Source organism: Streptomyces sp. NPDC028907 (genome assembly GCF_055564995.1).
Genome location: NZ_JBVHVE010000010.1, coordinates 128,104 through 141,952, shown reverse-complemented (window position 1 = coordinate 141,952; position 13,849 = coordinate 128,104). Strand labels below are relative to the sequence as shown.

At 72.4% G+C, this 13,849-nt stretch carries 13 protein-coding genes and 2 pseudogenes; 7 read left to right on the top strand and 8 right to left on the bottom strand.

What is annotated here, in order from left to right; genetic code table 11:
• The first annotated feature begins 45 nt into the window (after nucleotides 1-45).
• Nucleotides 46-1,431, top strand: a complete 1,386-nt coding sequence (locus ACZ4UU_RS28950) for an MFS transporter (RefSeq protein WP_471906303.1) — start codon at nucleotides 46-48, stop codon at nucleotides 1,429-1,431.
• Between the two features lie 5 nt (nucleotides 1,432-1,436).
• On the opposite strand, the gene ACZ4UU_RS28945 is transcribed toward ACZ4UU_RS28950, so the two are convergent.
• Together ACZ4UU_RS28945 and ACZ4UU_RS28940 are read right to left on the bottom strand one after the other, a co-directional pair.
• The gene (locus ACZ4UU_RS28945) at nucleotides 1,437-2,909 is read right to left on the bottom strand and encodes an aminotransferase class I/II-fold pyridoxal phosphate-dependent enzyme (protein ID WP_471906302.1); all 1,473 of its coding nucleotides are present in this window, start codon (nucleotides 2,907-2,909) and stop codon (nucleotides 1,437-1,439) included.
• Between the two features lie 125 nt (nucleotides 2,910-3,034).
• Nucleotides 3,035-3,181, bottom strand: a pseudogene (locus ACZ4UU_RS28940) (hypothetical protein); the annotation flags it as partial.
• 225 nt (nucleotides 3,182-3,406) lie between these two features.
• Here ACZ4UU_RS28940 and ACZ4UU_RS28935 point away from each other — a divergent pair.
• Nucleotides 3,407-4,618: a serine hydrolase domain-containing protein gene (locus tag ACZ4UU_RS28935; protein WP_471906301.1), complete on the top strand. Its 1,212-nt coding sequence runs from the start codon at nucleotides 3,407-3,409 to the stop codon at nucleotides 4,616-4,618.
• 16 nt (nucleotides 4,619-4,634) lie between these two features.
• Here the strand turns inward: ACZ4UU_RS28935 and ACZ4UU_RS28930 are convergent, their stop codons facing one another.
• Together ACZ4UU_RS28930 and ACZ4UU_RS28925 are read right to left on the bottom strand one after the other, a co-directional pair.
• Entirely contained in the window at nucleotides 4,635-5,882 is a 1,248-nt protein-coding gene (locus tag ACZ4UU_RS28930) for a cation:proton antiporter (RefSeq protein ID WP_471906300.1), read from the bottom strand.
• A gap of 3 nt (nucleotides 5,883-5,885) precedes the next feature.
• Nucleotides 5,886-6,356 (bottom strand): cation:proton antiporter regulatory subunit, encoded by a 471-nt coding sequence (locus tag ACZ4UU_RS28925; protein WP_471906299.1) that lies wholly within the window; start codon nucleotides 6,354-6,356, stop codon nucleotides 5,886-5,888.
• Between the two features lie 276 nt (nucleotides 6,357-6,632).
• Here ACZ4UU_RS28925 and ACZ4UU_RS28920 point away from each other — a divergent pair, with 276 nt between their 5' ends.
• The 4 genes from ACZ4UU_RS28920 (at nucleotide 6,633) to ACZ4UU_RS28905 (ending at nucleotide 10,861) form a co-directional block, all read left to right on the top strand.
• A complete protein-coding gene (locus ACZ4UU_RS28920) occupies nucleotides 6,633-7,604 on the top strand; it encodes a sensor histidine kinase (protein WP_471906298.1) in 972 nt (323 codons plus the stop codon).
• Entirely contained in the window at nucleotides 7,601-8,254 is a 654-nt protein-coding gene (locus tag ACZ4UU_RS28915; protein ID WP_471906297.1) for a response regulator, read from the top strand. The genes ACZ4UU_RS28920 and ACZ4UU_RS28915 overlap by 4 nt, the downstream gene beginning before the upstream one ends.
• An 80-nt stretch (nucleotides 8,255-8,334) precedes the next feature.
• A complete protein-coding gene (locus ACZ4UU_RS28910; RefSeq protein ID WP_471906296.1) occupies nucleotides 8,335-9,144 on the top strand; it encodes an alpha/beta fold hydrolase in 810 nt (269 codons plus the stop codon).
• A gap of 163 nt (nucleotides 9,145-9,307) precedes the next feature.
• Nucleotides 9,308-10,861 (top strand): MFS transporter, encoded by a 1,554-nt coding sequence (locus ACZ4UU_RS28905; RefSeq protein ID WP_471906514.1) that lies wholly within the window; start codon nucleotides 9,308-9,310, stop codon nucleotides 10,859-10,861.
• A 2-nt stretch (nucleotides 10,862-10,863) separates the two neighbouring features.
• Here ACZ4UU_RS28905 and ACZ4UU_RS28900 read toward each other — a convergent pair whose 3' ends face one another.
• Both ACZ4UU_RS28900 and ACZ4UU_RS28895 read right to left on the bottom strand, forming a co-directional pair.
• Nucleotides 10,864-11,028 (bottom strand): VOC family protein, encoded by a 165-nt coding sequence (locus ACZ4UU_RS28900; protein WP_471906295.1) that lies wholly within the window; start codon nucleotides 11,026-11,028, stop codon nucleotides 10,864-10,866.
• Between the two features lie 89 nt (nucleotides 11,029-11,117).
• Nucleotides 11,118-11,561 carry a hypothetical protein gene (locus ACZ4UU_RS28895; protein ID WP_471906294.1) on the bottom strand — a complete coding sequence of 148 codons (444 nt, stop codon included), beginning with the start codon at nucleotides 11,559-11,561 and terminating at the stop codon, nucleotides 11,118-11,120.
• A gap of 195 nt (nucleotides 11,562-11,756) precedes the next feature.
• On the opposite strand from ACZ4UU_RS28895, the pseudogene ACZ4UU_RS28890 reads away from it, so the two are divergent.
• Nucleotides 11,757-12,170: pseudogene (locus ACZ4UU_RS28890) on the top strand (cation:proton antiporter regulatory subunit); the annotation flags it as partial.
• On the opposite strand, the gene ACZ4UU_RS28885 reads toward ACZ4UU_RS28890, so the two are convergent.
• The gene (locus ACZ4UU_RS28885; protein WP_471906293.1) at nucleotides 12,117-13,427 is read right to left on the bottom strand and encodes a cation:proton antiporter; all 1,311 of its coding nucleotides are present in this window, start codon (nucleotides 13,425-13,427) and stop codon (nucleotides 12,117-12,119) included. The pseudogene ACZ4UU_RS28890 and the gene ACZ4UU_RS28885 sit on opposite strands and share 54 nt — an antisense overlap.
• Before the next feature lie 244 nt (nucleotides 13,428-13,671).
• The gene (locus ACZ4UU_RS28880; RefSeq protein ID WP_471906292.1) at nucleotides 13,672-13,806 is read right to left on the bottom strand and encodes a hypothetical protein; all 135 of its coding nucleotides are present in this window, start codon (nucleotides 13,804-13,806) and stop codon (nucleotides 13,672-13,674) included.
• Nucleotides 13,807-13,849: the final 43 nt, after the last annotated feature.

Genomic DNA, 13,849 nt, shown 5'->3' with positions numbered 1-13,849 from the left:
CCCCGCATGTGGGGCGCGGCATATGCCCCTTACGGTGGCTTCGGGATGAACGGCCCTCCTGAGTCGGACCCGCGGTCCGAGCGTCGCTCCTGGGCACCGCTGCTGGCGGTGTGCGCCGGGTACTTCATGGTGATCCTGGATGTGACGGTCATCAACGTCGCCGTGCCGGTGATCGGCCGTGAACTGTCGGCGTCGCTCACCGGGATCCAGTGGATCACCGACGGCTACACCCTGGTCCTCGCCGGGTTCCTGCTGACCGGGGGCGCGCTGGGCGACCGGCTGGGCAACCGTCGGGTCTTCTGCTCGGGCGTGGTCGTGTTCACCGCGGCCTCGGCCGCGTGCGCGCTCGCGCCGAACGCGCCCTTCCTGGTGGTGGCCCGGCTGGTGGAAGGGCTCGGCGCGGCACTGATCGTGCCAGGTTCCCTGGCGCTGCTCCAACAGGCGTACCCGGGGGCGGCCGCACGGTCGCGGGCCTTCGGGCTGTGGGGTTCGATGGCGGGCATCGCGGCCTGCGCGGGGCCGCTGCTGGGCGGGCTGCTCGTCTCCACCGTGGGCTGGCGCTGGGTGTTCCTCGTCAACCTGCCCGTCGGCGCGGCCTGCCTGGCGCTGACACCGCGGTATGTGGCCCGCTCGCCCCGGCGCGCCGACCGGGCCCTGGACTGGCCCGCGCAGTGCGCGGTCGTGGCGACGGTGGCGCTGCTGACCGGGGCGCTCAACGAGGCCGGGCGGCGCGGCTGGTCCGATCCGGTGGTGCTCGCCGGGGCGGGCCTGGCGGTGCTGGCCGCCGTGGCGTTCGCGGTGCGCGAGCGGCTGGCCCGGTCCCCGGTGCTTCCGCTGGGTCTGCTGCGCTCACGTGCGATGAGCGGCGGGGCCGTCATCGGTCTGCTGTTCAACTTCGGTTTCTACGGCATGGTGTTCACCGCCGGCCTGGCGTTCCAGCACCATCGCGGCTTCAGCGCCCTCGGCACCGGGCTGGCACTGTTCCCGGCGGTGGCGATGACCATGTTCGCCTCCGTGCTGTCCGGGCGGCTGAGCGCCCGCACCGGCGACCGTCCGCTGGTGGTCTCCGGCATGCTCCTGGCCGCCCTGGGGCTGGCCGGCTGGGCCGCGGCGGGCGCCGACCCGGCCTACGCGCTGCTGGTCGCCCCGATGATGGCCGCGGGGTTCGGTACCTCCTTCGCCCTCACCGGCTCGACCGCCACCGTGATGGGCGCCGCGCCCCCGGCGTACTCGGGGGCCGCCTCGGCCCTGTTCAACACGACCCGTCAGATCGGCAGCGCCACCGGTGTGGCCCTCGGCGGCAGCCTGCTCGCCTCAGCCGGCGACTTCGACACCGGGCTGCGCACCAGCATGGCCGTCGGCGCGCTCGCCTACCTGGGCGCCGCCGTCCTCGCGTGGCTGTGCGTGCCGGGCAGGTCCGAACGGGCGTAGGGCCGTCAGTCCTCGTCGACGACCCGGATGGTGCTCAGTTGCTTGTCCGCCGCGTCGGGCAGGTTCATGCCGGCGCGGACGCCGGTCGACAGGTAGCGCAGGACCGGTTCGGTGAGGAGTTCACCGGGGAGGACGGCGGGGATGCCGGGTGGATACGGCGTGATCATCTCGCCGGCGACCCGGCCCTCGGCCTTGTCCAGGGGTACGTCCGTGTGGTCGCCGAAGTAGGCGTCGCGGGGCAGCGTGACCTGCTCCATGCGCAGGTCGGCCGGGCCGGGCACGTCGACGCGGGGTGAGTCACACAGTTCGCCGGCGTGGTCGGCCAGGTCACGCAGGGCGGCGAGCAGACGGGCGGTGGTCCGGTCGTCGTCGGCGTGGGTGAGCTGGGCGCTGACCCGCCGGTGGTCGAAGAGGTGCATGTCGATGTGGTGGTGTTCGCGCAGCCAGTCGGCGGCCCGATAGCCGGTGGTGTCCAGCGTGTCGATGTCCATCACGACCGGGAGCGGGTCGAATTCGGCGGCCCGTCCGGGACCGCAGAAGTCCGCCGCGTCGTTGACGTGGAAACCGTCGATCTCCTCGATCGCGGCACGGGTACGCCTGCCCAGGGCGAGCGCCCGGTCCATGAGTTCACGGCCGTGCTGGACCATCTGCCGGCGCCACGCGTCGATCCCGGCGTACAGCAGGACGTTGGGGCTGGTGGTGCCGAGCAGGTCGGCGCGCGCGGCGAGTTCGGCGGGGTCGACGAGCTCGCCCTGGAGGTGGAAGACCGAGCCCTGCTCCAGGCCGCTGCCCATCTTGTGGATGCTGGTGACGCAGACGTCGGCGCCCGCGTCCATGGCCCAGGACGGCAGCGCGTCGTGGAAGGGCAGGTGCGCTCCCCAGGCCTCGTCGACGATCAGGGGCTTGCCGCGGCGGTGGCAGACCTCGGCGATCGCGCGCAGATCGGCCGCCGAGCCGTACGGGGTGGGGCTGGTGACGAGGGCGCCGTCGGCATCGGGATGCTCGGTGAACGCCTTGTCGTAGGCGGCGGCCGACGGCGGATGGGCGAGGTGGCGTTCCTCGTCCCACTCCGGTTCGACCCAGGCGGGCCGGACGCCGGACAGGACGAGTCCGGCGACCACGGACTTGTGGGCGTCCCGCCCGACGAGAAGGCTGTGGCCCGGGCAGGTCACCGTGAGCATGGCCGCCTTCACGGACAGGGAGCTGCCACAGGTGGAGAAGAACGTGTGCTCGGCGTGCACGGCATCCGCCATCAGCTCCTCGGCCCGCTCCAGCACCCGCCCCCGCAACAGGCGGTCGTCCAGACCGCCGTCGGCCAGCACGTCACCGAAGTAGACGGCGTCGCCGAGGACGGCCCGGGCTCTGGGGTCCGCGCCGCGTGCCTGTTTGTGACCGGGCGGGCTGAAACCCAGCTCGTCGGCGTCGTGGTAGCGGGAGAGGGCCTCCAGGACGGGCGCCTCGTCATGGTTCGGACGCATGCTTCCGGGGTTCCCAGGGCGGCCATGTGCATGCGTCCCGCCGCCCGGCGGCCGGTGCCCCGGGCGGCGGCCAGGCCGGCCCGCAGCAGCAGGGTGCCGATGGCGGCGCCGGCGAAGACCGCCACGAGAGCGGCGAGGCGGTAGGGCTGGAAGGTGTCCGGCGTGCCGCCGCCCGCCGCCGACTTCCTGATCCTGGTGACCAGGGTGCCGGTCACCAGGGTGGTGTTCAGGCCCGTCCCCAGCCGCCACATCGTCGCACCGCGCACCCCCATGGCCGGCGCGGTCAGCGCGATCACGGCGTAGTGCCTCGCGGCCGGTCCGCCCCGTACCGACTGCGGGCCGATCGCCGGACGTCGCCCTCGGCCGGGGGTTAGCCCCAGCACAGGTCCGGATGGCCGCCCCATCGCGACGGCAGGCCCGCCGCGGACATCGTGGGACAGCGGGGCGGGGCCGCCGGTGCTCCGTGCCCGATGGTTGTCACGACCGAGGGGGCACACGTGATCAAACAGAAGCAGCGTGCGACGGGCGGCTTACTCACACTGGCGGTGGTGGTCGGTGTCGCGGTGGGCGCACCCGCGAGAGACGACGTGCCCCGGCCGAGTACCACCGCTCCGGTCGGCTCCGCCGAGTCCGCCGCCCACAGCTCCGACCACGCGCGCCTGCGCGCACTCCTGCGGCGGCTGACCACGGTCGACGGCGGGCCCGGAGCGCTCGTCGAACTGCGGGGCCGGCGCGGCAGCGCGGTGCTGACCGACGGTGTCGCGGACGTGCGGAGCCAAGCGCCGGTGCGCCCCGACAGCAGGTTCCGGATCGGCAGCATGACCAAGACGTTCGTGGCGAGTGTTGTGCTCCAGCTGGTGGGAGAGCGTCGCATGGTCCTCGACGCACCGGTGGAGCGGTACCTGCCCGGCGTCGTCCGTGGACACGGCAACGACGGACGGGCGATGACTGTCCGTCAGTTGCTCCAGCACACCAGCGGCGTCCCGGACATCCTCGACCACCTCAGCCCGCAGGAGATCCTTCAGGACCCACTGGCCCATCGCGACCTCCGTGACCTCGTGGACATCGCGCTGGCCCACCCTCCGACCTTCGAGCCGGGCACCGGCTGGCGCTACTCCAGCACGGGCTACCTGCTGGCCGGCCTGATCATCGAGAAGGTGACCGGGCACCCCTACGGCGACGAGATCCGTCGGCGCATCATCGCTCCGCTCGGCCTGCGCGAGACGTATGTACCCGGTGACTCCCCGGCGATCCCCGGGCCGCACCCGCGCGGGTACGTACGGCCGGGCGACGACGCGCCCCTCAGGGACATCACCGCGATCAACCCGTCGGTGGGAGGCCCGGCCGGCGAGATGATCTCCAGCGGAACCGACGTCAACCGGTTCCTGGACGCCCTTGTACGCGGCAGGCTGCTGCGCCCGGCCCAGCTCCGGGAGATGATGCGGACCCGCCCGACCGGCAAGCCGGACGGCCAGGCGTACGGTCTCGGTCTGGAGAGCAGGCCGCTGCCCTGCGGCGGCCTCTACTGGGGACACACCGGTGACTTCCCCGGGTTCGAGACGGCGGCCGGTGCCACGCTCGACGGCAGGCGGGCGACGGTCATGGTGAACCTCGGCCCGGGTGGTCCGGACGCGCAGAGCGCCGACATCAAGGCGGCCGTCCGGACGGCGCTCTGCGCGGGCCGGTCCCGTGATCAGGGCACCCGGTGACCCCGGGTGCCCTCGCTCATACGGGGCCGACGGGGCCGTTGCCCTGGGCCGCCTTCGTGGCCTCCTCCGGGGCGGGTGCCTCCGTCTGGCGCGGAACCGACAGGGTGCGGCGCCGGGTGATCCACGCTGCGGCCGGTTCGGTGAAGCGGGCGGTGAGCGGGCCGACGACGACGAGGATCAGGACGTAGGCGGTGGCCAGCGGGCCGAGGGACGGCTCGATGCCGGCGGTGACGGCGAGGCCGGCGATGACGATGGAGAACTCGCCGCGGGCGACCAGGGTGCCGCCGGCGCGCCAGCGTCCCTTGACACCCACGCCGGCGCGCTTGGCGGCCCAGTAGCCGGTGGCGATCTTCGTGGCGGCCGTGACGACGGCCAGCGCGAGGGCGGGCAGGAGCACGGGCGGGATGCTCGCGGGGTCGGTGTGCAGGCCGAAGAAGACGAAGAACACCGCGGCGAACAGGTCCCGCAGCGGGGCGAGAAGGTTGTGGGCTCCCTCGGCGACCTCGCCGGACAGGGCGATACCGACCAGGAACGCGCCCACCGCGGCCGACACCTGGAGCTGCTGGGCGATCCCGGCGACCAGCAGGGTCAGGCCGAGGACGACGAGCAGCAGCTTCTCGGGGTCGTCACTGGAGACGAAGCGGGAGATGTGGCGTCCGTAGCGCACGGCCAGCAGCAGGACGAGGCCGGCCACGCCGAGGGCGATGGCGAGGGTGAGGCTGCCCGCCGCGAGCCCGGCACCGGCGAGCAGGGCGGTGAGGATCGGCAGGTAGACGGCCATGGAGAGGTCTTCGAGGACCAGGATGCTCAGGATGACCGGGGTTTCGCGGTTGCCGAGCCGGCCCAGGTCGCCCAGGACCTTGGCGATGACGCCGGAGGAGGAGATCCAGGTGACGCCGGCCAGTACGACGGCGGCGACCGGGCCCCAGCCCAGCAGCAGGGCCATCGCGGCGCCGGGCAGGGCGTTGAGGGCTGCGTCGACGAGACCGGCGGGGTACTGGGTCTTGAGGTTGGTGACGAGGTCGCTGGCCGTGTACTCCAGGCCGAGCATGAGGAGCAGCAGGATGACGCCGATCTCGGCGCCGATCGCGACGAACTCCTCGCTGGTGCCGAGCGGCAGCAGACCGCCCTCGCCGAAGGCGAGCCCGGCCAGCAGGTAGAGGGGTATGGGGGAGAACTTGAGGCGCCCGGCCAGTCGGCCGAGGAGGCCGAGACCGAGGATGATCGCGCCGAACTCGATCAGGAAGACCGCGGAGGAGTGCATCGCTCAGTCCCGCCCGAGTATCTCGGCGGCCGCCTCCACACCCTCGCGGGTGCCGATCACGATCAGGATGTCACCGCCGGCCAGCCGGAAGTCCGGCGTCGGCGACGGGATCGCCTGGGCCCGCCGGAGTACCGCGACGAGCGAGGCGCCGGTCTCGGTGCGCATCCTGGTGTCCCCCAGGACCCGCCCGTTCCAGTAGGAGGCCGCGGACAGCTCTACGCGCTCCGCCACCAGTCCCAGGTCGGTCGTGGACAGCAGGTTCGGGCTGTGGTGGGAGGGGGTCAGCGCATCGATCAGGGAGGCGGCCTCCGGCTCCGTCAGATGCAGCGACTGGGCGCACGCGTCCGGGTCGTCGGTCCGGTACACGTTCACCGTCCGGGTTCCGTCCCGGTGCGCGATCACCGACAGATGGCGGTGTTCCCGTGTGGTGAGGTCGTACTGGACACCGATACCCGGCAAGGGTGTGGTGCTCATCCGCGGAGCAGGCACAACCCCTCCCTCCCTGTTCATTCGTTGCGACGTTCGTGCGTGCACGGCGGAACGGAGCTGGTGGACCGCCGCGACGAAGGTCATCGTGCCAGGTGCGAACCGGCCCCGAACATGGGTGTCAGCACGGATGGACGCGCCGTGTCCACAGCGGTCAGAGTGGTGCGGGGCAGTGGGCCCGCCGCCAGGCCGGGCCCCGGTGCGGGCCGGTCGGCGATGGCAGGAGACAGTGGAGGTGAGGGACACCGGGAAGGGAACGCGATCATGACGTTGTACTGGCGGATCTTCCTGCTGAACGCGGCGGTGTTCGTCGCCGCGGTCCTGCTGCTCCTCGGTCCGGTCACCGTCTCCACCCCGGTCCTCCTGGGCGAGGCCCTGGTCCTGCTCGCCGGGCTGATGGTGATGCTGATCGCGAACGCCCTCCTGCTGAGGATCGGCCTCGCGCCGCTGGCCCGGCTGACCCGGGCCATGGCGACCGCCGATCTCCTCAGACCCGGCAGTCGTACGACCGTCACCGGCCCCGGCGAGATCGCCGGGCTGACCACTGCCTTCAACGCCATGCTCGCCCGGCTGGAGACGGAGCGGGCCACCAGCTCCGGCAGAGCGCTGTCCGCACAGGAGGCCGAGCGTCAGCGCCTCGCCCAGGAGCTCCACGACGAGGTCGGGCAGACCCTCACCGCCGTACTGCTCCAGCTCCGGCACACGGCCGACCACGCCCCCGAAGCGGTGCGCGCCGACCTGCGTCAGGCGCAGGAGACCACCCGTGCCGGCCTGGAGGAGATCAGGCGGATCGCCCGCCGTCTGCGCCCCGGCGTCCTGGAGGAGCTCGGGCTGCACAGCGCCCTGCGCGCGCTGACGACCGAGTTCACGAACTCCCGTCTCAGTGCGACGGCCCATATCGCGCCGGGCCTGCCGCCGCTCGACCCGGCCACCGAACTCGTTCTCTACCGCATCGCCCAGGAAGGGCTCACCAACACCGCACGCCACGCCGTCGCCACGCGCGTCGAGGTCCATCTGCGCCCGCTGCCGGGCTCCCGGGTCGTCCTGCTCGTCCGCGACGACGGCCAGGGCATCGGTGCGGCGCCCGAGGGTGCCGGCATCAGCGGTATGCGGGAGCGCGCCCTGCTCGTCGAAGCGGACCTCACGATCGGTCAGGTCCCGCGGGGCGGCACCGAGATTCGGCTGAACGTGGCGGGCCGTACGGCCGGCCACCGTCCCCGGGAGGTCGTGCGATGACCGCACCGGCCCGCATCCTGCTCGCCGACGATCACGCGCTCGTCCGCCGCGGCGTCCGCCTCATCCTCGACGCCGAACCGGACCTGACCGTGGTGGCCGAGGCGGCCGACGGCGCGGAGGCCCTGTCCAAGGTCCGGGACAACGAGGTCGACCTGGCCATCCTCGACATCGCCATGCCCCGCCTGACCGGGCTGCAGGCCGCCCGTGAGCTCGCCCGTATCCGGCCCGGACTGCGCACGCTGATGCTGACGATGTACGACAACGAGCAGTTCTTCTTCGAGGCGCTCAAGGCCGGGGCCTCCGGCTACGTCCCGAAGTCCGTCGCCGACCGCGACCTCGTCGAGGCCTGCCGTGCCGCCCTGCGTGACGAGCCCTTCATCTACCCGGGCGCCGAGTCCGCCCTGATCCGTACCTACCTCGACCGCGTCCGCACCGGCGCCCGGCTGCCCGCCCGCCCCATCACCGAACGTGAGGAGGAGATCCTCAAACTCGTCGCCGAGGGCCACTCCTCCAAGGAGATCGCCCGTCTCCTGGTGATCAGCGTCAAGACGGTCGAACGCCACCGCGCCAACCTGCTCCAGAAACTGGGCCTGCGGGACCGTCTGGAACTCACCCGCTACGCCATCCGCGTCGGCCTCATCGAGCCCTAGGCTCGCGGAGCACTCCAGGCGGACCTGCTCGGGCCGTGCGACGGTAGCAGAACCGCCACCGCCACCCAGGAGGCCGCGACATGGGCGAAATGATCAACACTGAGGGTGTCGAACTCTGGGTCGAGCGCCGGGGCGAGGGACCCGACGTCCTGCTCATCGCGGGCCTCGGCGACCCCGCCGAGGCCTGGCAGGCGCAACTCGACGGTCTGTCGGACCGCTACCGGCTGACCGCCTTCGACAACCGCGGCGCCGGGCGTACGCGTTCCCCCGAGGAGTCCGTAACCGTCGCGCAGATGGCCGACGACGCCGCCGCACTGCTGCGTGCGCTCGGCGTCCCGGCCGCCCATGTCGCCGGCTTCTCGGGTGGCAGCTTCATCGCCCAGGAACTGGCGCTCCGTCACCCCGGCCTCGTCCGCAGCCTTGTCCTGATGAGCACGGTGGCCCGCCCGGACGCCTACTTCCGGTCCATGACGGACTTCTGGCGCTGGATGGTCGAGAGGGCGCCGAGCGAGCGCGCCATGCTCAAGGCGTTCTACCTGTGGATCTACACGCCTCGCGCCCACGCCGACGGCACCGTCGACCGGCTGATCGAGGAGACGCTGGCCTTCCCCCACCCCCAGTCGGTGGAGGCCTTCCAGGGCCAACTGGCGTCGTTCATCGGCCACGACACGTTCGACCGGCTGCCGCAGATCGCCGTACCGACCCTCGTACTGGCCGGTGAACTCGACATCGCCACGCCGCCGCGCTTCGGCCGCGAGGTCGCGCAGCGGATCCCCGGCGCCCGGTTCGAGGTGCTGCCCGGCGAGGCCCATCAGCCCTTCCAGGAGGTCCCGGACCTGTTCAACGCCCGGATCGACGCCTTCTGGCGCCAGGTCGAGACGCGCGGCTGACCAGGCCGGGCGGTCCGACCGGGGGACGCCGGCGCGGCACGCTGGTGATGCGGCCTCGCGAGGTCGGGCGCAGACTGGACGGGTGAGTGGCACGTACTTGCGGCGTGGCGAGACCGCGTCCTCACCCCGCTCGGCACCACGACAGACCGTGGCGCTCACGGCGATGATGTTCGCGGTCGCGATGACGTTCATCGACCAGACCATCGTCGCCATCGCCGCCCCGGACATCGTCCGTGAACTGGGGCTGTCGGCATCCGGTATGCAGTGGGTCGTCAACGCCTATCTGCTCGCGCTGGCCGCGTTCTTCGCGCTGGGCGGCCGTCTCGCCGACCTCTACGGGCCGCGCCGGATGGTCGTGGTCGGCACGCTGGTGTTCGTCGTCTCGTCGGTGCTGTGCGGCTGCGTCCCCAAGGGCGACGTGGCGCAGGGCTGGCTGATCGCCTTCCGGGCCACGCAGGGCTTCGGCGCGGCGCTTCTCTTCCCCGCGGCGCTGGCCGTGGTGGTGGCGGTGTTCCCGCCCGACCGACGGGGCCGGGCCCTGGCGTTGTTCTTCGGGCTCTCCGGCGCGCTGACCGCCATCGGGCCGCTCCTGGGCGGCTGGCTCACGGGCTGGACCTGGCGTGCCGTGTTCTGGGTCAACGTCCCCGTGGCCGTCGTGGCATTGGTCCTCACCGCGCTCGCCCACGTCTCCGACCGGCGACGCGCGGGCACCCTCGACATCCGCGGCGCCGCTCTCATCGCCGTCGGCATGGGGCTGAGCGTCCTCGGCTTCCAGCAGGCGTGGTCCTGGGGCTGGGACAGCGCGGCGACTTGGCTCTGCATCGTGGGCGGCCTCATGGTGCTCGGCGTGTTCGTCGCGTACGAGCGCGGGGTCCGCCATCCGCTGATCGATCTGCGGGTCTTCAAGGACAAGGCGTTCAGCGTGGACGCGGCGGTGCTGTTCTTCTCCATGCTGGCCTTCGTACCGCTGTTCTTCTTCGCCTCCGTGTACGCCCAGGTGTGTCTGAGCGCCTCCCCCAACCAGGCGGCGCTGTTCCTGCTGTACTTCTTCGCGGGGTTCGCCATCGCCTCGCAGTGGGGCGGCCGGATCCTCGACAAGCAGGGCGCGCGCCCGGCGCTGAAGATCGGCACCGTCGTGGGCTGCGTCGGGTTCGCCCTGTGGGCGGGCGAACTCACCGATCTGAGCATGCACGACCAGTGGCCCTACGCGGCCCTCGCGGGCGCCGGCATCGGCTTCATTCTCGCCCCTGCCTCCACGGACGCCGTCAACCGCTCCATCGGCGCCTCGTACGGTGAGGTCACGGGCATCACCCAGACCGTACGCAACTTCGCGGCGAGCGTCGGTCTCGCCGTCCTCGGTACCGTGTTGACCCACGTCACCAACACCAACGTGGTCAACACCCTGGAATCCCGTGGCCTGCCCCCGAACGTGGCGGACGACGTCGCCCGCGACATCACCGAATCCGTCACAGGCAACGGCGACGCCGCCCCGCCCACCGGCACGGGCCCCGCCGCCACGACGATGCGCGACGCGATGAGCGCGATCCGCATGGACTTCGCCGAGGCCAACCAGTGGGTGTTCTACGGCATGGCCATCGCCCTGGGCATCGGCTTCGTCTGCGCGCTCCGCCACCCGGGCGGCCGCGCGGTGACTCCCGAGGAACCGGAGGAGACACCGACCCCGGCGAGCCGCCCCGGCCGGCGAACGGGTACGTGACCTTACACCGGGTTGGCCAGGTCGCTCACGCCGCCGATGAGGTGACCTCCGGTGGCCACCTTCGTGGCCTTGCGCCAGTCCTCCTCGTCCACCTCGAGGCGCCAGCCGAGCGTCTGGGCGAAGAAGGCCGCGGTGCCGGACAAGTCGCGGGTCTTACGGTCGTCCATCCAGCAGAATTCGTTCAGTGAGCCCAGACGGCCCCGCCGGGCGCCCGCGCAAGCGGGATTCACGGTGCCGGTGCCGGTGCCGGTGCCGGTCAGGTGTCGTACGGCGTGTCGCCGGGCTCCGGTGCGGCGGAGCCCGAGCCGGCGGTGAGGCGGCGATAGGCCGCGCGGGCGTGGAGCAGGCGGGCCAGGGCGGTGCCGACGAGGGCGGCGACGAGCAGGCAGGTCAGCCAGAAGGTGTCGCGGTGCCCCACCCAGGTGAGGATTCCGGCGGGCGGGATGGCGAAGCCGTTGAGGAACAGCCAGCACAGCAGGGCGGTGCCGGGTGCCGCGGTGAAGCGGGCGCACAGGCCGAGCAGGGCGGCGAGCAGGGACAGCACGGCCAGGGCGAGGCCGGGACGGTCGGTGCCGACGACGGAGTTGAGCAGTGCCACCAGCAGCAGCGCCCCGCCGCACGCCGCGGCCCAGACCAGCGGGGTGGCGACGGGCCGTGGGACAGGCCTGGCACCGCTGCTGACGGACACCCACTCGATCATGCTGACGTTCCCTCCCCATCTCCCCGATGCGGACGGAGACGGGCTCCGGTCACCCGGCATCGGCGCCGTGGATCCTGGCCCGCCCATTGTCCCAGGCTTCCCACGGCCGCCTCCCCCGCGGTCAACTCCGGGCGCTCGTTAGGGTGGCACCGAACGCCGACCGATGAAACACCCGAACCAGACAGGGGGACAGTCGTGGGGGTCACGCGTCTGAGCCGTACGCCGTTGCCGGGCATCGGGGTCCGTTACGACCTCACGACGCGCGAGCAGCGTCGCCTGTCGGTGGTCGCGCACCGGGACGGGGCGCGGACGCTGAACGCGTACCGGCAGGACGATCCGGACGCGTCCGCGTTCTCGGTACGGATGACACCGGGTGAGGCGGAGGCCCTCATCGACGCCCTGATGCCGGCGCACCACAGCCCGAATCTGCTGTCCACCACCGAACTGGGCCTGGTGGCGGAACGGATCGAGCTGTCGTCGCTGTCGCACTGGAACGGGCGGGTCCTGGGCGACACCCGGATGCGTACCGAGACCGGCGTGTCCATCGTGGCCGTACTACGGCGCGCCGAGGCGATCCCCTCCCCCGGGCCGGACTTCCGGCTGGCCGGCGGCGACGTCCTGATCGTGATCGGCACCCGCGAGGGCGTGGACGCGGCCGCCGGCATCCTCGGCCGGGAGTGACCGGCCGCTGTCGAACGCCGGTTGCGGCCGCCGCGAGGAACGGGAGAGGCGGCGGGCCAGGGGCTCGGTCCAGCGAGCGGCGAGCGGGCCGAGGACGACCAGGATCAGGACGTAGGCCGTGGCCAGCGGACCGATGCGGGGTTCGACGCCGACGGCGAGTCCGGCGATGACGATGGAGAACTCGCCCCGCGCAACCAGGGTTCCACCGGCTCGCCAGCGTCCCTTCGACGAGATCCCCGCGCGGCGGGCGGCCCAGTAGCCGGTGGCGATCTTCGTGAGGGTGGTGACGGCGGCCAGGGCGAGGGCGGGCAGCAGGACGGGCGGAATGTCCGCGGGGTCGGTGTGCAGGCCGAAGAAGACGAAGAACACCGCGGCGAACAGGTCCCGCAGCGGCGTGAGAAGGTTGCCGGCCCCTTCGGCGACCTCGCCGGACAGGGCGATCCCGACCAGGAACGCCCCTACCGCAGCGGAGACTTGGAGCTGCTGGGCGATGCCCGCGACGAGCAGGGTGAGGCCGAAGACGACCAACAGCAGCATCTCGGCGCTGTCCGAGGAGACGGCACGGCTGATGAGGCGGCCGTGCCGCAGCGCCACGTACAGCACGGCGCCGACCGTGCCGAGGGCGATCAGCAGGGTCACGGCGCCGCCCGCCAGGCTCACCCCGGCCAGCAGCGCGGTGAGGATCGGCAGGTAGACGGCCATGGAGAGGTCTTCGAGGACCAGCACGCCGAGCACGACGGGGGTCTCGCGGTTGCCGAGCCGGCGCAGGTCGCCGAGGACCTTGGCGATGACGCCGGACGAGGAGATCCAGGTGACACCGGCGAGGGCCACGGCGGCGATCGGCCCCCAGCCCAGCAGCAGGGCCATCGCGGCGCCGGGGGCGGCGTTGAGTACGAAGTCGACCGCGCCGGAGGGGTATTGGGTCTTGAGGGTGTCGACCAGTTCGGAGGCGCTGTACTCCAGGCCGAGCAGGAGCAGCAGCAGGATGACGCCGATCTCGGCGCCCGTGGCGACGAACTCCTCGCTGGCCTGGAGGGGGAGGATGCCGCCGTGGCCGAAGGCGAGTCCGGCGAGCAGGTACAGGGGTATGGGCGAGAAGCCCACCCGGCCGGCGAGGCGGCCCAGCAGCCCCAGGACGAGAATGATCGCCCCGAGTTCGATGAGCATGGCAGCGGTGTTGTGCACGGGCGTCGGACCTCCGTGATCGGTTCGGCGGCGTCTGTGCCTGTTGCGGGTGCAGGCGGCCGGGCTTGAGCTCCGGACGGGCCGTTGGGTGCTGTTGCCGGTACGCGCGCCGTCGCCGGGACCGGTCGGATTCCCGGCGTAACCCGGCGGGACGGGTGTCGAGGTCGTGTCCCGAAACGAGCGCGACGGCCCAGCGGGCGGCGCGACGAGGTGGTGGTGCCCCGGCGCCGGGGCGGGGCGCTCGTCAGCGCGCGGAGCGTCTGACCGAGTCGGCGGCGCTGTCGGTATCAGGGACGCCGTCGCGGGCGGCGTTCTCGACGCGGACCGGGACGTCGATGCGCACGGGGACGATGACGCGCACAGAGACGACTCTGCTCATCCCACGCCCCCCATCACGTCGGCCGGAATCCGGCGACGACCAC

Coding starts and splice junctions, on each gene's coding strand:
- ACZ4UU_RS28950 (WP_471906303.1), top strand. CDS start 46: ATGAACGGCCCTCCTGAGTCGGACCCGCGGTCCGAGCGTCGCTCCTGG.
- ACZ4UU_RS28945 (WP_471906302.1), bottom strand. CDS start 2,909: ATGCGTCCGAACCATGACGAGGCGCCCGTCCTGGAGGCCCTCTCCCGC.
- ACZ4UU_RS28930 (WP_471906300.1), bottom strand. CDS start 5,882: ATGCACTCCTCCGCGGTCTTCCTGATCGAGTTCGGCGCGATCATCCTC.
- ACZ4UU_RS28925 (WP_471906299.1), bottom strand. CDS start 6,356: ATGAGCACCACACCCTTGCCGGGTATCGGTGTCCAGTACGACCTCACC.
- ACZ4UU_RS28920 (WP_471906298.1), top strand. CDS start 6,633: ATGACGTTGTACTGGCGGATCTTCCTGCTGAACGCGGCGGTGTTCGTC.
- ACZ4UU_RS28915 (WP_471906297.1), top strand. CDS start 7,601: ATGACCGCACCGGCCCGCATCCTGCTCGCCGACGATCACGCGCTCGTC.
- ACZ4UU_RS28910 (WP_471906296.1), top strand. CDS start 8,335: ATGGGCGAAATGATCAACACTGAGGGTGTCGAACTCTGGGTCGAGCGC.
- ACZ4UU_RS28905 (WP_471906514.1), top strand. CDS start 9,308: ATGATGTTCGCGGTCGCGATGACGTTCATCGACCAGACCATCGTCGCC.
- ACZ4UU_RS28900 (WP_471906295.1), bottom strand. CDS start 11,028: ATGGACGACCGTAAGACCCGCGACTTGTCCGGCACCGCGGCCTTCTTC.
- ACZ4UU_RS28895 (WP_471906294.1), bottom strand. CDS start 11,561: ATGATCGAGTGGGTGTCCGTCAGCAGCGGTGCCAGGCCTGTCCCACGG.
- ACZ4UU_RS28880 (WP_471906292.1), bottom strand. CDS start 13,806: ATGAGCAGAGTCGTCTCTGTGCGCGTCATCGTCCCCGTGCGCATCGAC.